Origin of the sequence: Isoptericola sp. F-RaC21 (assembly GCF_038593535.1) — a bacterium.
Lineage (GTDB): Bacteria > Actinomycetota > Actinomycetes > Actinomycetales > Cellulomonadaceae > Isoptericola.
On record NZ_JBCFYX010000004.1, the window covers coordinates 389595 to 408566 of the forward strand.

Consider the following 18972-nt stretch of genomic DNA (forward strand, 5'->3'; position numbering starts at 1 on the left):
TCGCCACCAGTATCTGCGCGACGCCGCGTCGTCGCGCGTGCGCACGCGCCCTCCCCGCCCGCACCATGTCGCCATGGGATGGATCAAGAACGCGAAGGCGGCGACGCTCGGCGAGGACGCGCGCAAGGCGTGGGATGCGGGCTCGCCCGTCTTCACGCCGATCCTCAACATGCCGAGCTCGAACGCCGGGCTCTCCGGCCGGGTCGAGGACTGGGAGCACATGATGGCGGCGGTCCTGGCGATCGGCTGGCGGCTGCACACCTGGGCGGTCTGCTCCGACTCGCGCGGTCGGCCGCAGGCGCAGCCGCTGTTCGTCCGGCCCTGACGACGGCTCGGATCACACGGACGAGACGTCGATCCAGTAGCGCCGCTTGGTCTCGCCGCCGCGCGTGCGCACGTCCTCGAGCACGCCGCCGCACGCCTCGATGACCGCGGCGGAGGCGGCGTTGTCGACGTCGCACGTCACGAGCACCCGTGCGACGCCGCCCGCGGCGAGGAGCGCGACGGACTCCCGGAGCATCGCCGTCGCGTGCCCCCGACGGCGATGCTCCGGCGCGACGGCGTACCCGACGTGCCCGCCGATCTCGCGCAGGTAGTCGGTGAGCTCGTGTCGCACGGAGACCCGCCCCACGGGCACGCCGTCGACGTCCGCGACGAGGAAGTCGCACCGGACGCGCCCCGGGGCCAGGTCCTGCCCGCGCGCCTCACGACGCACGGCCGCGAGGAGCTGCTCCCACGTCCCGTCGTGCTGGAGGAACATGAAGCCCTCCGGTGCGAGCTGGTCGTGCATGCGCAGCAGCGTGGCCTCGTCGTCGGGGCGCGGCGGCCTCAGTGTCAGCGACATGGGGAGGATCATCGCCGACGGCGAGGTGCCCGGGGGTCAGCGGCCCACGAAGACCCCCGCGAAGAACTCGGAGAGCTCGTCGGTGGCGTCCAGCGGCAGCACGTGCGCCACGTACTGGTCGGGGCGCACGACGACGACCACGCCGTCGCGGGACAGCCCTCGCTCGACGAAGATGTCGTCCGCGTTCCACACGGTAGGGCCGGCGGCGTACACCTTCTCCCAGTCGGTGAGCCCGAGCGGGCCGGTCTTCGGGAGGAAGACGTCGGGCACGTCCGCGAGGTCGACGTCCTGGAACCCCTGCTGGTAGACGACCTTCACGTCGAAGACGGCGTCGACGTCGGCACCCTCGGGCGTGAACCGGCACACGGGAGACTCCGGCGAGGCGAGCCACGCCGCCCACGCGTCCAGAGCCGAGCCCTCACCCGGAGCGGCGGCGTCGGCGAACGCGTGAACCCGCCACCGTCCGTCGGCCTTGGCGTGGTGGCCGAGGTGCACGGCGTTGCCGTCGCACACCCGCGTCACCTGGGCGGACTTGAACCGCTTGCCCAGCGGGAACCCGGCGGCCAGCTCCTGGTGGGCGTCGCTCCCGACGATCGACGACGGCCCGTACCGGGTCATGAACCCCGACGGGAACTCCGACGTCGCGAGGTAGTAGTCGGCCAGCTCCTGCGGGTCGGAGATCTCCTCAGGCTTGCGGGCCATGAGGCTCGACCACTCGCGGTCGAAGTCGATGAGCTGCTGCGCCACGGGCTGCCGCTCCGCGGAGTAGGTGGCCAGCAGGGACTCGGGGCTGAGCCCGGTGAGCACGGACCCGAGCTTCCAGCCCAGGTTGAACCCGTCCTGCATGGACACGTTCATCCCCTGCCCGGCCTTGGCGCTGTGGGTGTGGCAGGCGTCGCCGGTGAGGAAGACGCGCGGGGTGCGGTGCTCCTCGCCGTCGGGCACGTCGTCGAACTTGTCGGTCACGCGGTGGCCGACCTCGTACACGCTGTGCCACGCGACCTGCTTTACGTCGAGGGCGTAGGGCGTGAGGATCTCGTTGGCCCGGCGGATGATCTCCTCGATCGGCGTCGATCGGACCTGGTGGTGGTCGTCCGCGGCGACCTCGCCCAGGTCGACGTACATGCGGCTGAGGTACCCGCCCTCGCGGGGGATGTGCAGGATGTTGCCGGCCTCCGAGTTGATCGCGCACTTGGTGCGCCAGTCGGGGAAGTCGGTGTTCACGAGCACGTCCATGACCCCCCAGGCGTGCGCGGCGAGCTCGCCGACGTGCTTGCGACCGATCGCCTCACGCACAGCGCTCCGGGCACCGTCGCACCCGGCGACGTACCTGGCCCGCACGGTGCGCTCCTCGCCGGCGCGCTCGCCCCCGACGTACCGCACCCGCACCTCGACGGGGTGCTCGTCGCCGTCGTGCACCGTGAGGCCGAGGAACTCGACACCGTAGTCGGGCACGATGCGGGCGGGCCCCAGCGCGGCAGCCTCGGCGAAGTAGTCGAGCACGCGCGCCTGGTTGACGATGAGGTGCGGGTACTCGCTGATCTTGAGGCCGTAGTCCTCGGTGCGCGACGTGCGGACGATGTTCTTCGGGTTCTCCGGGTCCGGACCCCAGAAGTTCATCCAGCCGATGTTGTAGGCCTCGGCGATGATCCGCTCCGCGAACCCGAACGCGTCGAAGGTCTCGACGCTGCGCGGCTGGATCCCGTCGGCCTGCCCCAGCACCAGCCGCCCCTCGCGCTTCTCGATGACGCGCGTCGTGACGCCCGGGTACCGCGACATCTGCGCCGCGAGCAGCATGCCCGCCGGCCCCGACCCGACGACCAGCACGTCGACCTCGTCGGGCAGCTCGTCGGGCCGGTCCACGCCGGTGCCGGCGGGCGGCAGCACGCGCGGGTCGCCGGAGACGTAACCGTGGTGGTGGAACTGCACGAGCACTCCTCATCGTCGTCGATGCGCCGCTCGACCTCCGCGTCGGGCGTGGCGTACGCTGCATTCGTGTTCTATATTCGAACACGACGTTCTACTATTGAATGCAGCGTAACTCACCGGAAGGACGACGATGCCCGACGCCGGCCCGCCCCCGTCGCAGACCCTCAGCCGCGGCATCCGCATCCTCGAGGTCCTCGCCGACGCCCGCGCGCCCCTGACCATCGACGACGTCGCCGGGACGCTCGGCGTGCACCGGTCCATCGCGTACCGGCTGCTGCGCACGCTGGAGCACCACGGGCTCGTGGTGCGCGACGCGCACGGGGGCGTCGCGCTCGGCGCCCGCATGGCCGCGCTCGCCGCGGGCGTGGCCCACGACCTCCAGGCCGAGGCCCTGCCCGAGCTCACCGCCGTCGCGAACGAGCTGGGCATGACCTGCTTCCTCGCCGTCCTCGATCACGACGAGTGCGTGACGCTCGTCAGCGTCGAGCCGCGGCACGCCGTCGCGCCCGTGGCCCAGCGCCCGGGCACCCGGCACCCGGTCACGGCGGGCGCGCCCGGCAAGGCGATCCTCACGCTGCTGCCCGACGCACAGTGGCCCGCGGACGCGTCCGAGGCCCTGCGCGCCACCGTCGCCGACGCCGCGGAGCGCGGCTTCGCCACCAGCCACGACGAGGTGATCCCCGGCCTGGAGTCCGTCGCCGTCCCGCTCGAGCTGCGCGGGCGCGGGCCCGCCGCCGTCGCCGTCGTGCACGTCGCCAGCCCCGTCGATCACGAACAGATCGCCGCCCGCCTCGCCCGGTCCGCGAGCGCCGTCCGCACCGCCCTGGGGGGCTGAGCTCCCCCGCGCGGCGCGACGTCGCGGCAACCGTCGCCTGGCAGAACTGCCGAGTCGTGTGCATGGTGTCGTGAGTGAGCAACCGACCGAACGCCCGCCGTGCCGACCTGCGCCGACGCCGCACCGCGGCGGTCTGCGGGGCCGTCACCGTCCTCCTGGCGCTGCCCCCGCTGCCCGCGTTCGCCTCCGCACGAGACGCCGCCCCCGCCGCGGCGGAGCCCCGCCAGGCGCCGGAACAGGCCCTCCTGCCCATGGGGATCGGCCCGCAGAAGAGCTCCTCCGCGACGCTGAAGGCGTACCTGAGCTGGGCCCGCGCGTACGGGTTCCGGGTCTCGGAGCACCCGTCGTACGGCGGGGTGACCCGCGGGGCGCACTCGAAGAACTCGTGGCACTACGACGGCCTCGCCGCGGACCTCAACTACGGCCCGGCCGGGGCGCCCGCGTCGGAGCGCACCCGGGCACGGACCGCGATCAAGGTGGCCGACTCGATGGGCCTGGGCGTGATCTACGCGCGGGACGGGACGGCCGGGTCGGCCGCCAGCCACCGCAACCACGTGCACGTCGACGTCGGCACGACGTCCAACTACGGCCGCGGTACGGTCCGCGCACCGGCGGGGTCGCGCACCACGCAGCGGCTCCAGCGGGTCGCGCACTTCCCGTGGGCGCAGAGCGACAACCTGTGGGGCCCGAACACCGACCAGCGCCTGCAGGCGATCCGCGCCGCCTCCCGCATGCACGGCACCAAGTTCCCGTACGGCGTGAAGACGGCGCAGCGCGCCGTGGGCGTCACCGCCGACGGCAAGTGGGGGCCGAAGTCCCGTGCCGCGCACGACAAGACCGTCGCCGCCCTGCAGCGCGTGCTGTCGGTGTCGGCCACGGGCACCTGGGGCTCGGCCACGGAGCGCAAGTACCTGAGCGTGCGCGCGAAGTACCGGTGACCGAGCCGCTCCCCGGGCGCGGCCGTCAGGCCTTCGAGACCCCGTAGATCGGGCTGACGGACTGCTCGTCCTCGTGCTCCGGCCCCAGCGGGATGCCCGTGCGGTCGCGCAGCAGCAGCGTGGCCGCGAACGCGACCACCATGACGCCGGCGATGTAGAACGCGACCGACGTCGCGGTGCCCGTGGTCTGCACCAGCCAGGCGGCGATGGTCGGGGCGAACGCGCCGCCGAGGATGGCGCCGATCGCGTACGTGATGGACACGCCCGAGTAGCGAATCGACGCCGGGAACAGCTCGGCGAAGTACGCCGCCTGCTGCCCGTAGGTGAACCCGTTGCCGACGGCGAACAGGGCCACGCCGAGGAACAGCAGCCACGGGTTGCCGGTGTTGACCAGGGGGAACAGCAGGAACACGGTGGCGAGGAACGCCAGCCACCCGATGATGTAGGTGTTCCGGCGCCCGATCCGGTCGGAGACCGAGCCCGCGGCGAACGTGCACACGAGCCAGACGACGGACGCGCCGGCGACGGCGAGCAGCACCGGCGTGCGGTCCATGCCGACCAGGCCGCCCTCGGCGATCGGCGTCGTCGCGTAGTTCTGCAGGTAGCCGCCGGTGGTCATGTAGCCGGCGGCGTTGTTGCCCGCGAACGTCAGGGCGGCGAGCAGCACGAGCAGCCAGTGCTTGCGGAACAGGGTGAGGATCGGCGTCTTCGCGGCCGCCTTCTTCTCGGCGATCTCGAGGAAGACGGGGCTCTCCTCGACCGACCGGCGCACGACGATCCCGACGACGATGAGCACCACGCTGAGCAGGAACGGGATGCGCCAGCCCCACTCGACGAAGGCGTCCCCCGGCGAGATGACGCCGGTCATGAGCGCGAGCACGCCGGAGGCGAGCAGCAGCCCGATGGGCACGCCGATCTGCGGGAAGGCGCCCATGCGGCCGCGCCGGCCGACCGGCGCGTGCTCGACGGCCATGAGGACGGCGCCGCCCCACTCGCCGCCGGTGGACAGGCCCTGCACGATGCGCAGCAGCACGAGCAGCACCGGGGCGAGGATGCCAATCTGGTCGTAGGTGGGCAGGACGCCGATGAGGGTGGTGGCGCCGCCCATGAGGATCAGGGTGACGACGAGCATGGCCTTGCGGCCGATCCTGTCGCCGAAGTGCCCGGCCAGGAAGGCGCCCAGGGGCCGGAAGAGGAAGCTGATGCCGACGGTCGCGAACGCGAGCAGCGTCCCGATCGACGAGCCGGCCGGCTCGAAGAACAGCGCGCCGAACACGAGGCCGGCCGCGCTGGCGTAGAGGAAGAAGTCGTACCACTCGATGGTGGTGCCGATGACGGTCGCGAAGGCGACGCGGCGGAGCTCACGACGTGCGGTGTCGCTGGGGGCGGCGGCGATGCCGGTGGACCCGTGCTGGGACATGTCCGGAAGACCTCTCTGTCAGTCCGTCAGTGGTGCGGTGGTGCGATGCGCAGGATCGTATATCATCCTGGATACGACATCACAGCCTCGACCGACAGTGGGGTGCCCGTGGTCACCGACGACCAGCCCAGACCCGGCAAGATCATCGCCGTCCACCTGAACTACCCGTCCCGCGCAGCGCAGCGGGGCCGGACGCCGAGCCAGCCGTCCTACTTCCTCAAGCCCGCCTCGTCCCTCGCGGGGACGGGCGGCACGATCGAGCGCCCCCTCGGCACGGAGCTGCTCGCGTTCGAGGGCGAGGTCGCGGTCCGCATCGGCACCGCCGCGCGCTGGGTCTCCCCCGCCGACGGCTGGTCGCACGTCGACGCCGTCACCGCGGCGAACGACTTCGGCCTCTACGACCTGCGCGCCGCCGACAAGGGCTCCAACCTGCGCAACAAGGGCGGCGACGGCTTCACGCCGCTCGGCCCGCGCTGGATCCCCGCGTCCGACGTCGACCCCGCCGGCCTGCGCGTGCGCACCTGGGTGGACGGCGAGCTCGTCCAGGACGACACCACCGGCACGCTGCTGTTCGACGTCGGCCGCCTCGTGGCCGACCTCTCCCAGCACCTCACGCTCGAGCCGGGCGACGTCATCCTCACCGGCACCCCGGCGGGCTCGTCCGTCGTCGGGCCGGGGCAGGTCGTCGAGGTCGAGGTGGACGCCCCCGAGGCGCCCGGAGCTCCCAGCAGCGGGCGGCTCGTCACCACCGTCACCGCCGGGACGCACGCGTTCGGCGACTTCGGGTCGAAGCCCGCCGTCGACGACACGCAGCGCGCCGAGGCCTGGGGCACGCCCGCGCCCGTCCCACCCGCACAGCCCGAGCCGGCGTTCGTCCTCACCGACGCGATGCGCGAGCGCTTCGCGGGCGTCGCCGTCGCGACCCTGTCGGCCGCGCTGCGCAAGCGCGGCTACACCGACGTCTTCGTCGAGGGCGTGCACGCCGGCCGCCCGGGCGACCGGTTCGTGGGCACGGCCCGCACGCTGCGGCTCATCCCCTTCCGCCCCGACCTGTTCGCCTCGCACGGCGGCGGCTTCAACGCGCAGAAGCGCGCGTTCGACGCCGTGGAGCCGGGCGAGGTGATCGTCGTCGAGGCGCGCGGCGAGCGCGGCACCGGCACCGTGGGCGACGTCCTCGCCCTGCGCGCCCACGTGCGCGGCGCCGCCGCGATCGTCACAGACGGCGGGGTGCGCGACGCCGACGCCGTCGCCGAGATCGGCATCCCCGTCTTCTCGCAGGGCCCGCACCCGTCCGTCCTCGGCCGCAAGCACGTGCCGTGGGAGACCGACGTGACGGTCGCCTGCGGCGGCGCCGCGGTGCAGCCGGGCGACGTCGTCGTGGGCGACGGCGACGGCGTCCTCGTCATCCCGCCCGCGCTCGTCGAGGACGTGCTCGCCGAGGCCGAGGCCCAGGAGGCCGCCGACGCGTGGGTCGCGCGACAGGTCGCCGCGGGCGCACCCGTCGACGGGCTGTTCCCCATGAACGCCGAGTGGCGGGCGCGCTACGACGCGGAGTCCGGGGGTGCCGGATGAGCACCCCGACCACGGTCTCGGTGAGCAAGTCGCAGCGCGCGTACACGTACCTGCGCGAGCGGATCGAGGACGGTCGCTTCGTGCCCGGCTACCGCCTCGTGCTGGCGCAGCTCGCGGGCGCGCTGGACATGTCCGTGGTGCCGGTGCGCGAGGCGATCCGCCGCCTGGAGGCGGAGGGCCTGGTGACGTTCGAGCGCAACGTCGGGGCCCAGGTCGCCCTGATCAAGGAGACCGAGTACCAGCACACGATGGAGACGCTGGCGCTGGTCGAGGGCTTCGCCACGGCGCTGTCCGCGCCGCACCTGTCGGCCGCGCAGCTCGACGCCGCGCGCGAGGTCAACGAGCGGATGCGCCGCTGCCTCGCCGACTTCGACCCGCACCGGTTCACGGAGCTCAACCTCGAGTTCCACGCGGTGCTGTTCGAGCCGTGCCCCAACCCGCACGTGCTCGACCTCGTCCACCGCGGCTGGCGGCGCATGACCGTGCTGCGCGACTCGTCGTTCGCGTTCGTGCCCGGCCGGGCACGCGAGTCCGTCGCGGAGCACGACGGGATCCTCGACCTGATCGGCGGGCTGCACGCGGGGCGCACAGAGGCGCTCGACGTCGAGCTCGCCGCCCGCCGCCACCGCACCAACACCCTCGACGCCGTGCTCGCGCGCCAGGCGAGCCACCGACCGCCCCTCTCGGAGAAGTGATGACCCAGACGCACCGCCCCGCCGACCTGCCCACCGCGATCCGGCACTACATCGACGGCCGCTTCGTCGACTCCGCCGGCGGCGAGACGTTCGACGTCCTCGACCCGGTGAGCAACGAGACCTACGTCCAGGCCGCCGCGGGCCAGCAGGCCGACGTCGACGCCGCCGTCGCCGCCGCCCGACGCGCGTTCGCCGAGGGCCCGTGGCCGCGGATGCTGCCGCGCGAGCGCTCGCGCGTGCTGCACCGGATCGCCGACCTCGTGGAGTCGCGCGACGCCCGGCTCGCCGAGCTGGAGTCGTTCGACTCCGGGCTGCCGATCACGCAGGCCCTCGGCCAGGCGCGCCGCGCCGCCGAGAACTTCCGCTTCTTCGCGGACCTGATCGTGGCGCAGGCCGACGACACCTACAAGGTGCCCGGCCGCCAGATCAACTACGTCAACCGCAAGCCGATCGGCGTCGCCGGCCTCATCACGCCGTGGAACACGCCGTTCATGCTCGAGTCGTGGAAGCTCGCCCCGGCCATCGCGACCGGCAACACCGTGGTGCTCAAGCCGGCCGAGTTCACGCCGCTGTCCGCGTCGCTGTGGGCGGACATCTTCGAGGAGGCGGGCCTGCCGCAGGGCGTGTTCAACCTCGTCAACGGGCTGGGCGAGGAGGCCGGCGACGCGCTGGTCAAGCACCCCGACGTCCCGCTCATCTCCTTCACCGGCGAGAGCAGCACGGGCCAGCTCATCTTCGGCAACGCCGCCCCGTACCTCAAGGGCCTGTCGATGGAGCTGGGCGGCAAGTCCCCCGCCGTCGTCTTCGCCGACGCCGACCTCGACGCCGCGATCGACGCGACGATCTTCGGCGTCTTCTCCCTCAACGGCGAGCGCTGCACGGCGGGCTCGCGCATCCTCGTGGAGCGCGCCGTCTACGACGAGTTCGTCGAGCGGTACGCGGCCCAGGCGAAGCGCGTGCGCGTCGGCTACCCGCACGAGAAGGAGACCGAGGTGGGCGCCCTCGTGCACCCGGAGCACTTCGAGAAGGTCATGAGCTACGTCGAGCTGGGCAAGACCGAGGGGCGCCTCGTCGCCGGCGGCGGCCGCCCCGAGGGCTTCGAGACGGGCAACTTCGTGGCCCCCACCGTCTTCGCGGACGTGAAGCCCGACGCCCGGATCTTCCAGGAGGAGATCTTCGGCCCGGTCGTGGCGATCACGCCGTTCGACACCGAGGCCGAGGCGCTCGAGCTGGCCAACGGGGTCAAGTACGGCCTCGCCGCGTACGTCTGGACCAACGACCTCAAGCGGGCCCACAACTTCTCCCAGGCCGTCGAGGCCGGGATGGTCTGGCTGAACTCGAACAACGTGCGCGACCTGCGCACCCCGTTCGGCGGCGTCAAGGCGTCCGGCCTGGGGCACGAGGGCGGGTACCGCTCCATCGACTTCTACACCGACCAGCAGGCCGTGCACATCACGCTCGGCAAGGTCCACAACCCGACCTTCGGCAAGTAACCCCACCCCCTGAGGACGCTGCAATGACGCACCTGAACGACCGCACCCTCACCTCCTCGGGCTTCTACGTGAGCCAGGAGGCGCCGATCACCTGCGACAACCCGACGCCGACGCCGACGAGCCCCGCGCCCGACATCCTGCGCTGCGCGTACATGGAGCTCGTCGTCACGGACCTCGCGGCCTCCCGCGAGTTCTACGTCGACGTGCTCGGCCTGTACGTCACGGAGGAGGACGAGCGCAGCGTGTACCTCCGCTCCACCGAGGAGTTCATCCACCACAACCTGGTGCTGCGCCAGGGCGACGTGGCCGCCGTCGCCGCGTTCTCCTACCGCGTGCGCACGCCGGAGGACCTCGACGCGGCCGTCGCGTTCTACACCGAGCTCGGCTGCGAGGTGCGCCGCGAGCCGGGCGGCTTCACGAAGGGCATCGGCGACTCGGTGCGCGTGGTCGACCCGCTGGGCTTCCCGTACGAGTTCTTCCACGACACGACGCACGTCGAGCGGCTGTCGTGGCGCTACGACCTGCACACCCCCGGCGAGCTCGTGCGCCTGGACCACTTCAACCAGGTGACCCCCGACGTGCCGCGGGCCGTGAAGTTCATGCAGGACCTGGGCTTCCGCGTCACCGAGGACATCCAGGACGACGAGGGCACCGTCTACGCGGCGTGGATGCGGCGCAAGCCCACCGTGCACGACACGGCCATGACCGGCGGCGACGGCCCGCGCATGCACCACATGGCGTGGTCGACCCACGAGAAGCACAACATCCTCGCCATCTGCGACAAGCTCGGCGCGCTGCGCCGCTCCGACTGCATCGAGCGCGGGCCCGGCCGGCACGGCGTGTCGAACGCGTTCTACCTGTACCTGCGCGACCCCGACGGCCACCGGGTCGAGATCTACACGCAGGACTACTACACGGGCGACCCGGACAACCCCGTGGTCACCTGGGACGTGCACGACAACCAGCGCCGCGACTGGTGGGGCAACCCCGTCGTGCCGAGCTGGTACACCGAGGCGTCGCTGGTGCTGGACCTGGACGGCAACCCGCAGCCGGTCGTGGCCCGCACCGACGACTCCGAGATGGAGGTGACCGTCGGCGCCGACGGCTTCTCCTACACCCGGCGGCCCGACGACGGCACGGGCGACGGCGGCGGCGTGCAGGGGTTCAAGCTGGGGGCGACGCTGTGACGGCCGCGACGCCGGACGGCGAGCGCACCCTCGACGACGCGGCGGTCGTCGCCATCGCCGACGAGCTCGCCGAGGCCGACCGCACCCGCACCCCCGTGCCGCTGCTCGCCGCGCGGCACGAGGGCATGACGGTCGCCGACGCGTACGCCGTGCAGCGCACCTGGCGCGAGCGCGGGGAGGCGCGCGGGCGGCGGGTCGTCGGGCACAAGATCGGTCTGACGTCGAAGGCCATGCAGGCCGCCACGGGCATCACCGAGCCGGACTACGGCGTCATCTTCGACGACATGGTGCTCGAGTCGGGCAGCGTCGTGGAGCACGCGGCGTACTCGAACGTGCGCGTCGAGGTGGAGCTGGCGTTCGTGCTCGCGGCCCCCTTGGCGGGGCCGGGCGTCACCGTCACCGACGTGCTGCGGGCCACCGACCGCGTGGTGCCGGCGCTGGAGATCCTCGACGCCCGCGTCGAGATGCCGGGCCGCACCATCGTCGACACGATCAGCGACAACGCCGCCATGGGTGCCATGGTGGTGGGCGGGCGGCCCGTGAGGGTCGACGACGTCGACCTGAGGTGGGTGTCCGCCCTGCTGTACCGCAACGAGACCATCGAGGAGACGGGCGTCGCCGCCGGCGTGCTGGGCCACCCGGCCGCGGGCGTCGCGTGGCTCGCGAACAAGCTCGCCGCGCACGGCGACTCGCTCGCCGCGGGCGAGACCGTCCTGGCCGGGTCGTTCACCCGCCCCACGTGGGTGCACCCCGGCGACACCGTGCACGCCGAGTACCACACCGGAACCGGGAGCCTGGGGGCCGTGACATGCCGCTTCGTCTGAGTACCGATCAGTCCCTCAGGACGCTTCTCGCGGCGACGGAACGGCCGCTGGTCGGCGCCTGGTCGTCGATGGGCAGCCCGGTGGCCGCGGAGATCCTCGCCGGCAGCGGCCTCGACGTCGTGCTCGTCGACGGCGAGCACGGACCCAACGACCTCACGACCGTCCTCGCCCAGCTCCAGACCACCGCCGCGTACCCCGTGGCCACGCTGGTGCGCGTGCCGTCCGGCAACCCGGTCGGCCTCAAGCGGGTGCTCGACCTGGGCGCCACCAACGTGCTGGTGCCGATGGTCGACTCCGCCGACGAGGCCGCGGCCGCCGTGCGCGCCGTGCGCTACCCGCCCGCCGGGGTCCGCGGCGTCGGCAGCGCGCTCGCCCGCTCCTCGCGCTGGAACGGCGTGCCCGGCTACCTCGCCGGCGCGGACGACGGCATCACGCTCGTCGTGCAGCTCGAGACCCGTGCGGCGATCGACGACGCCGCCGCCATCGCGGGCACGGACGGCGTCGGCGCCGTGCTGATCGGCCCCGCGGACCTGGCCGCGTCCCTCGGCCACCTCGGCCAGCAGGACCACCCGGAGGTGGTCGAGGCCGTCCTCGGCGCGATCGCCGCCTGCCTGGGCGCCGGCACACCGGTCGGGGTGAACGCCTTCGACCCGGCCATGGCGGACCGCTACCTTGACGCCGGGGCGTCGTACGTCGTCGTCGGCGCCGACGTCACCCTGATCGCGCGCGGCTCCGCGCAGCTCGCGGACCGTGTCATCTCCCGCACCCAGCAGAAGGACGGTGGAACCCGATGACGACGACCAGCTCGACGACGACGGTCTCGACAGGCTCGACCAGCGTGGACGTCCCGACCGGCCTCCTGATCGGCGGCTCCTGGCGCGACGCGTCCGACGGCGGCACCTTCGCCGTCGAGAACCCGGCCACCGAGGAGACGCTGGTCCACGTGGCCTCGGCGACGGGCGACGACGCCCGGGCCGCGCTGGACGCCGCCGCGGCGGCGCAGGCGTCGTGGGGCGCCACCCCGGCGCGCGAGCGGGCCGAGATCCTGCGCCGCGCGTTCGCGCTCGTGCAGGAGCGCCGCGAGGACCTGGCGCTGCTCATGACGCTCGAGCTCGGCAAGCCCCTGGCCGAGGCTCGCGGCGAGGTGACGTACGGCGGCGAGTTCCTGCGCTGGTTCGCCGAGCAGGCCACGCACGACGAGGGCCGGTACGCGCACACTCCGGAGAACTCCCTGCGGATGCTGGTGCAGCGCCGCCCGGTGGGCCCGTGCCTGCTCATCACGCCGTGGAACTTCCCGCTCGCGATGGCCACGCGGAAGGTGGCGCCCGCCGTCGCCGCCGGCTGCACCATGGTGCTCAAGCCGGCCCGGCTCACACCGCTGACCTCGTTGCTGTTCGCGCAGCTCATGGTCGAGGCCGGGCTGCCCGACGGCGTGCTCAACGTGGTGCCGTCCGCCTCCGCCTCGTCGGTGAGCGAGCCGGTCCTGGCGGACCCGCGGCTGCGCAAGGTGTCGTTCACGGGGTCCACCGCAGTGGGCCAGGGCCTGCTGAAGGCGGCCGCGGACAACGTGCTGCGCACCTCGATGGAGCTGGGCGGCAACGCCCCGCTGATCGTGTTCGAGGACGCCGACCTGGACACCGCCGTCGACGGCGCCATGGCCGCCAAGCTGCGCAACGGCGGCGAGGCCTGCACCGCCGCCAACCGGTTCTACGTGCACGAGTCCGTGGCCGACGAGTTCGTCTCCCGGCTCGCCGAGCGGTTCCGCGCCGTCGTCGTCGGGAACGGCCTGGACGAGGGCACCACGCTGGGCCCGCTCGTCGAGGCCAAGGCCGTGGACTCCGTCGCGTCGCTGGTGGACGACGCCGTCGCGCGCGGCGCGCAGGTCGTCGTCGGCGGCTCCCGCGTCGACGGCCCGGGGCACTTCTTCCAGCCCACCCTGCTGCGCGACGTCCCCGCCGACGCCCGCTGCATGACGGAGGAGATCTTCGGCCCCGTCGCGCCGGTCGCCACCTTCCGCACCGAGGACGAGGCGGTCGAGCTCGCCAACTCCACGGAGTACGGGCTGGCCTCGTACGTGTTCACGTCCGACGTGCGCCGCGGGCTGGCGTTCGCCGAGCGGCTCGAGTTCGGGCTGCTGGGCCTCAACGCCGGCGTCATCTCCAACGCGGCCGCGCCGTTCGGCGGGATGAAGCAGTCCGGCACCGGGCGCGAGGGTGGTTTCGAGGGCATCGCCGAGTACCAGGAGACGCAGTACGTCGGCATGCCGCTCTGACGGTCCGTAGACTCCCCCGGCACCGGTCGGAGACGGAGGACGCGTGGCCAGGGGATACCGCTTCAGCGACACCTACATCACGAAGAAGGAGAGCTCCCTCGTCGCGATCCTGCTCGTCGGCATCGGGGTGCCGTGGGCGGTCGCGGGGGTCATGCTCTGGGTGGGCCAGCTCCTGTGGGTCGAGCCGCCCGCGGCCTACGCCTGGGTGCTCATCGCCATGGTGGCGGCGCCGCTGGTCACCGTCGTGGTGGTGCTCACGGTCGCGGCGATCCTGGGCGGGAGGTCGATGAGCCGCTACGGGTGGGTGCTCGGCCTGGTGTTCAGCCTGTGGTTCTTCGTCGGCCTGGCGCTGGCCGCCGGCGGCGTGCTGCCGTGGTGGGCCTACGCCGCCGGGTGGGTCGTGATCGTCGCGCTGTTCTACGCCCTCGGCCGGCGTCGCGGCGTGCCGATGTGGGTCGGCGGCACCGGCGCCACGCCCGTCCTCCGGCGGTACCAGCGCTCCGCCGAGGCAGGCGAGGAGGAGACCGAGCAGCTGGACGACCTCGGACGGCCGGTGCGCTGGCTGCCGCAGGCCCGCGCCGTCGCGGACCAGGCGGTCGCGGGGGCAGACGTCGACGCCCTCGGCCGGCTGCTTTCTCGTGAGGCGGAGGCCGCCTCGCTGTCGCCCGCTCAGCGGTGCGCCGCCGCGAGCACGGTGCCCTACCTCGTGTGGCGCCGCCTCGCCCGGGACCTGACGCGACAGCACGGCACGGACTTCCCGCGCGGCGCCGCCCGGTACTTCACGCCGCTGTACCTGCGCGCCGGACGGTCCGCGTCCGACGTCGCGCAGGCGCGGCGGCTGTGCCGGATGTCCCACCGGGCCATGGCCCTCACGGACCGGGCCGACGACGGCACGGTCAACCTGCCGCACCACCGGCGCGACGCGTACGCGGACCGCCTCGTGCGGCGCGGCTGGCCCGACGTCGACCGCCTGGTCGCCGCCTGCCTCACCGAGGCCGTCGCCCTCCTCGTCCAGCGGAGCATCGTGCTCGAGGTCGCGCAGGAGGCCCGCCGATGAGCGCCGTCGTCCATCCCCCGCTGGTCGCGAGCGACAGCACGGCGCTCGGCGTCGTCGTCCTGGCGCTCGTCGTGGTGGCAGGCGCGCTGCTCGCGACCCTGCCGCGCTGGCTGCCCGCGATCCGGGCCCGCCTCGCCGCACGGTCCGGCGGCGCCCGGCCCCGCACCGAGGACCGGTGGCGCGCCCGGATGCGGGCCATGGCGCTCCGGGACCGGCACGCGCTCGGCGACGCCGCCGAGGGGTGGCTGATCGCCTCCTGGCTGGTCGCCGGCGTCGCGGCGCTCGTCCTCGTGCTCGTGTGGGTGCCGAAGGTGGCCCTCGAGGTCGAGTCGCGCGTCGGGGTGTCCGCGTACGAGCAGGGCGACTACGAGCGCGCCGTCCAGATCTTCGAGAACCACGAGGACCGGGACCCCGCCGCGTGGCGAGCGGCCTACGACGAGGGCACCGCGTTCCTCGCGTGGGCCCTGACCCAGGGCGACCCGGCGTCCGACGACTTCGTCGTCTGGTACGCCGAGGACGCCGAGTCGAAGCTCGACCGCGCCTTCTGGTCGCTCGACGACGGCGACGTGCCCCCGACCGCCGTCGAGCGCTGCCAGGTCACCGCGAACGCCCGCACCGCCAAGCTGCTGCTCGCCGACGCGGCCGAAGCGGAGCTGGCGCGCGACCCCGAGGCGTACTTCGCCAGCTCCCCCGACGAGCTGCGCGCCGAGGCGGACGATCTCGGCGCCGGCCCCTGCTGAGGCCGGCGCCGAGGAGCCCGCGTCAGCCGACGGCCACCTGCTCGCGCTCGCGCTCGTGCGGCTCCCAGCACTCGATGCCGGTGACGCCGGGCAGCCGGTCGCGCGTGAACTGCGGGTCGAGGCCCTGCTTGCGCTGCGCGGTGAAGTCGCGCATGAGGCGGAACGCGATCGTGCTCAGCGGCGCGATCGCCGCGAGGTTGACCAGCGCCATGACCGCCATCGTGGTGTCGGCGAGCGTCCACACGAGCTGCACCGAGCCGATCGACCCCAGGAAGGCGATGACCAGGAACACCACCCGGAACGCCGTCATCGCCCCGCGCCGGCGGGTGAGGAAGGCGACGTTGGCCTCGCCGTAGTAGTAGTTGCCCAGCACCGACGTGAAGGCGAGCAGCAGCAGGATCACCGTCAGCAGGTGCAGCGACCAGTCGCCGAGGCTGGACTGCAGCGCCTCCTGCGTCATCGTCGGGCCGGAGTTCTCGCCGTACGTCGGATTCGACACCAGCACGATGAACGCGGTGATCGAGCAGACGAACAGGGTGTCGACGTAGACGCCCAGGGTCTGCACCAGGCCCTGCTTCACCGGGTGGCTCACCGTGGCGGTGGCGGCGGCGTTGGGGGCGGAGCCGAGCCCGCCCTCGTTGGAGAACATGCCACGTCGCACGCCCTGCGAGATCGCCGTGCCGAGGCCCGCGGCGGCGACCTCCCTGAACCCGAGGGCGCTGCCCACGATGTCGGCGAGGACGTCGGGCAGCTTCTCCACGTTCAGCGCGACCACGAGCACGCCGAGGCCGAGGTAGAGCACCACCATGAGGGGAACGAGCAGCTGGGCGGTGTTGGCGATGCGGTGCAGGCCGCCGAAGACGATCGCGGCCACGACGGCCGTGAGGAGCACCCCGACGACCGGCGCCAGCCAGGACGGCGTCTCCCCCAGGATCTGCTCGGCCGAGGTGCCGACCGCGCCCGAGATCGTGTTGGCCTGCACCGAGTTGAAGACGAAGCTGAACGTCACGATGATCACGACGGAGAACAGCAGGCCCATCCACCGCTTCCCGAGCCCGCGCTCCATGTAGTACGCGGGCCCGCCGCGGAAGTCCTTGCCGTCCCGGACCTTGTAGAGCTGGGCCAGCGTCGACTCGACGAAGCTCGCGGCGCCGACCACGAGCCCCATCACCCACATCCAGAACACCGCGCCCGGGCCGCCGAGCGCGATGGCGGTGGCCACGCCCACGATGTTGCCCGTGCCGATCCGCGCCGCGGCCGAGATCGCGAACGCCTGGAACGACGAGACCGGCTTCTGACCGGGCGCGGGGGCGGACTTCCCGACGACGGACCGGAACATGTCCGGCAGCAGGCGGATCTGCACGGCCCCGGAGCGGACGGTGAAGTACAGACACAGCGCCGCGAGCACCGGGACGACGAGGTAGAGCCACAAGCCGTCGTTGAACCCGGCGAGCGCTTCGTTGAAGCTTTCCATGATCGAACTGGCCTTTCGGTCGCGTTCGGCCCCGACTTCGGTGTGGAACCGGTCGGTTACCTTAGCGAACCATCCAGATTCGGTCATCCGCCGTCCAGGAATCCCCCGGACGGCGGCGCCCCCGCGCTCAGCCCCAGACGAGCCCGCGCGCCGGGTCCTCGAGCACCTTCGCGACGTCGGCCAGGTAGCGGGCGGCGAGCTCGCCGTCGACCAGGCGATGGTCGACGGACAGCGCGAGCTGCGTGACCCAGCGCGGCTTGACCTTGCCCTTGTGCACCCACGGCTGCTTGCGGATGGCGCCGAACGCGAGGATGCCCGCCTCGCCGGGGTTGAGGATCGGCGTGCCCGTGTCGGTGCCGAAGATGCCGACGTTGGTGATGGTGATCGAGCCGCCCGACATGTCGGCGGGCGAGGTGCGGCCCGCGCGGGCGGTGGACGTGAGGGTCGCGATCGCCTTCGCCAGGCCGAGCAGGTCGAGCGTGTGCGCGTCCTTGATGTTCGGCACGACGAGCCCGCGCGGCGTCGCCGCGGCGATCCCGAGGTTCACGTAGTGCTTGTAGACGATCTCCTGTGCGGCCTCGTCCCAGCTCGCGTTGATCTGCGGGTGCCGGTTCACCGCGAGCAGCATCGCCTTGGCCGCGACGAGCAGCGGCGTGACGCGCACGTCCGCGAAGTCCCGGTCCTCCTTCAGCGTGGCGACCAGCTTCATCGTCTTCGTGACGTCGATCGTCTGGAACACCGTGACGTGCGGGGCGGTGAACGCGCTGGCCACCATCGCCTCGGCCGTGCGCTTGCGTACCGACTTCACCGGCACGCGCGTCTGGCGGCCGTCCTGGCTGACGGTGCCCGACGCGAGCCACGGCTGGTCGTCGTCCGGGTACGTGGCGAGGGCCTTCGGCGCCGCGCCCTCGGCGTGCGCGACGACGTCCTCGCGCGTGACGATGCCGCCCGGGCCCGTGGGGTGCACGGACGCCAGGTCCACGCCCAGGTCCTTCGCCAGCTTGCGCACCGGCGGCTTGGCCAGGACGCGCGCGCCCGCCGACGCCGGCACGCTCGCCATCGGCTTCTCGATCGCCGGGCCGCTGGTCGAGCTTGTCGGAACCCCGCCGCCGCTGGTTGAGCCTGTCGAAACCCCACCACCGCTGGTTGAGCCTGTCGAAACCCCACCACCGCTGGTTGAGCTTGTCGAAACCCGGCTCGTGGTCTCGACAGGCTCGACCGACGGGCTCGTGGTCTCGACAGGCTCGACCGACAGGGGCGTGGTCTCGACGGGCTGGGCGTCTGACACGCGGCGACGCCGGCGGCGGCCGGAGCCCGCACCGTCACCGGTGCCGTACCCGACCAGCACGGAGCCGGAGCCCTCGCCGGACGCGTCGGCGGCGGCCTCGCCGGAGCCGTCGCCCGTGGGCTCGTCGGAGCCTCCGGACGCCTCGGCGCCGGTGCTGATCTCGATGATCGCGGTGCCGACGTCGACGGTGGTGCCCTCCTCGGCGAGCAGCGCCGTGACGGTGCCGGCCCACGGCGACGGCAGCTCGACGAGCGACTTGGCGCTCTCGATCTCCACGATCACCTGGTTGACGGCGACGGTGTCGCCGACGGCGACGCGCCACTCGACGATCTCGGCCTCGGTGAGGCCCTCGCCCACGTCCGGGAGGGGGAAACGCTGCGTGCTCATCGGTCTCCTCGGGTCAG

The 18972-nt window shown here is 72.9% G+C and carries 17 protein-coding genes; 12 read left to right on the plus strand and 5 right to left on the minus strand.

Annotated features, from left to right (window positions below):
• Positions 1 to 73: 73 nt before the first annotated feature.
• Positions 74 to 325 carry a hypothetical protein gene (locus AAG589_RS16655; protein ID WP_430568391.1) on the plus strand — a complete coding sequence of 84 codons (252 nt, stop codon included), beginning with the start codon at positions 74 to 76 and terminating at the stop codon, positions 323 to 325.
• A 12-nt stretch (positions 326 to 337) separates the two neighbouring features.
• Here AAG589_RS16655 and AAG589_RS16660 read toward each other — a convergent pair whose 3' ends face one another.
• Together AAG589_RS16660 and AAG589_RS16665 are read right to left on the minus strand one after the other, a co-directional pair.
• Positions 338 to 844 carry a GNAT family N-acetyltransferase gene (locus AAG589_RS16660; RefSeq protein ID WP_430568392.1) on the minus strand — a complete coding sequence of 169 codons (507 nt, stop codon included), beginning with the start codon at positions 842 to 844 and terminating at the stop codon, positions 338 to 340.
• Positions 845 to 880: 36 nt separating this feature from the next.
• Complete coding sequence (locus AAG589_RS16665; protein ID WP_430568393.1) at positions 881 to 2773, minus strand: FAD-dependent monooxygenase; 1893 nt, start codon at positions 2771 to 2773, stop codon at positions 881 to 883.
• Between the two features lie 130 nt (positions 2774 to 2903).
• Here AAG589_RS16665 and AAG589_RS16670 point away from each other — a divergent pair, with 130 nt between their 5' ends.
• Positions 2904 to 3608 carry an IclR family transcriptional regulator gene (locus AAG589_RS16670; protein WP_430568394.1) on the plus strand — a complete coding sequence of 235 codons (705 nt, stop codon included), beginning with the start codon at positions 2904 to 2906 and terminating at the stop codon, positions 3606 to 3608.
• A gap of 74 nt (positions 3609 to 3682) precedes the next feature.
• Complete coding sequence (locus AAG589_RS16675; protein WP_430568395.1) at positions 3683 to 4546, plus strand: hypothetical protein; 864 nt, start codon at positions 3683 to 3685, stop codon at positions 4544 to 4546.
• Positions 4547 to 4571: 25 nt separating this feature from the next.
• On the opposite strand, the gene AAG589_RS16680 is transcribed toward AAG589_RS16675, so the two are convergent.
• The gene (locus AAG589_RS16680) at positions 4572 to 5966 is read right to left on the minus strand and encodes an MFS transporter (RefSeq protein WP_430568396.1); all 1395 of its coding nucleotides are present in this window, start codon (positions 5964 to 5966) and stop codon (positions 4572 to 4574) included.
• Between the two features lie 108 nt (positions 5967 to 6074).
• On the opposite strand from AAG589_RS16680, the gene AAG589_RS16685 reads away from it, so the two are divergent.
• From AAG589_RS16685 to AAG589_RS16725, 9 genes are read left to right on the plus strand one after another with little or no spacing between them, the layout of a single operon-like run.
• A complete protein-coding gene (locus tag AAG589_RS16685) occupies positions 6075 to 7538 on the plus strand; it encodes a fumarylacetoacetate hydrolase family protein (protein ID WP_430568397.1) in 1464 nt (487 codons plus the stop codon).
• Positions 7535 to 8233, plus strand: a complete 699-nt coding sequence (locus AAG589_RS16690) for a GntR family transcriptional regulator (protein ID WP_430568398.1) — start codon at positions 7535 to 7537, stop codon at positions 8231 to 8233. The genes AAG589_RS16685 and AAG589_RS16690 overlap by 4 nt, the downstream gene beginning before the upstream one ends.
• Complete coding sequence (hpaE, locus tag AAG589_RS16695; protein WP_430568399.1) at positions 8233 to 9726, plus strand: 5-carboxymethyl-2-hydroxymuconate semialdehyde dehydrogenase; 1494 nt, start codon at positions 8233 to 8235, stop codon at positions 9724 to 9726. The genes AAG589_RS16690 and hpaE overlap by 1 nt, the downstream gene beginning before the upstream one ends.
• Before the next feature lie 23 nt (positions 9727 to 9749).
• Positions 9750 to 10913 carry a 3,4-dihydroxyphenylacetate 2,3-dioxygenase gene (gene hpaD / locus AAG589_RS16700; protein WP_430568400.1) on the plus strand — a complete coding sequence of 388 codons (1164 nt, stop codon included), beginning with the start codon at positions 9750 to 9752 and terminating at the stop codon, positions 10911 to 10913.
• Positions 10910 to 11737 (plus strand): fumarylacetoacetate hydrolase family protein, encoded by an 828-nt coding sequence (locus AAG589_RS16705; protein ID WP_430568401.1) that lies wholly within the window; start codon positions 10910 to 10912, stop codon positions 11735 to 11737. Before hpaD ends, AAG589_RS16705 begins: the two co-directional genes overlap by 4 nt.
• Positions 11722 to 12531, plus strand: coding sequence for an HpcH/HpaI aldolase family protein (locus AAG589_RS16710; RefSeq protein WP_430568402.1), 810 nt, complete (start codon positions 11722 to 11724; stop codon positions 12529 to 12531). Before AAG589_RS16705 ends, AAG589_RS16710 begins: the two co-directional genes overlap by 16 nt.
• A complete protein-coding gene (locus tag AAG589_RS16715) occupies positions 12528 to 14009 on the plus strand; it encodes an NAD-dependent succinate-semialdehyde dehydrogenase (protein ID WP_430568403.1) in 1482 nt (493 codons plus the stop codon). The genes AAG589_RS16710 and AAG589_RS16715 overlap by 4 nt, the downstream gene beginning before the upstream one ends.
• A 43-nt stretch (positions 14010 to 14052) precedes the next feature.
• Positions 14053 to 15066, plus strand: a complete 1014-nt coding sequence (locus AAG589_RS16720; protein WP_430568404.1) for a hypothetical protein — start codon at positions 14053 to 14055, stop codon at positions 15064 to 15066.
• On the plus strand, positions 15063 to 15806 hold the full coding sequence (locus AAG589_RS16725; RefSeq protein ID WP_430568405.1) for a hypothetical protein: 744 nt from the start codon (positions 15063 to 15065) through the stop codon (positions 15804 to 15806). Before AAG589_RS16720 ends, AAG589_RS16725 begins: the two co-directional genes overlap by 4 nt.
• A 22-nt stretch (positions 15807 to 15828) precedes the next feature.
• Here AAG589_RS16725 and AAG589_RS16730 read toward each other — a convergent pair whose 3' ends face one another.
• Both AAG589_RS16730 and AAG589_RS16735 read right to left on the minus strand, forming a co-directional pair.
• Entirely contained in the window at positions 15829 to 17280 is a 1452-nt protein-coding gene (locus AAG589_RS16730) for an alanine/glycine:cation symporter family protein (protein ID WP_430568406.1), read from the minus strand.
• A 127-nt stretch (positions 17281 to 17407) separates the two neighbouring features.
• Positions 17408 to 18955 (minus strand): dihydrolipoamide acetyltransferase family protein, encoded by a 1548-nt coding sequence (locus tag AAG589_RS16735; RefSeq protein ID WP_430568407.1) that lies wholly within the window; start codon positions 18953 to 18955, stop codon positions 17408 to 17410.
• Positions 18956 to 18972: the final 17 nt, after the last annotated feature.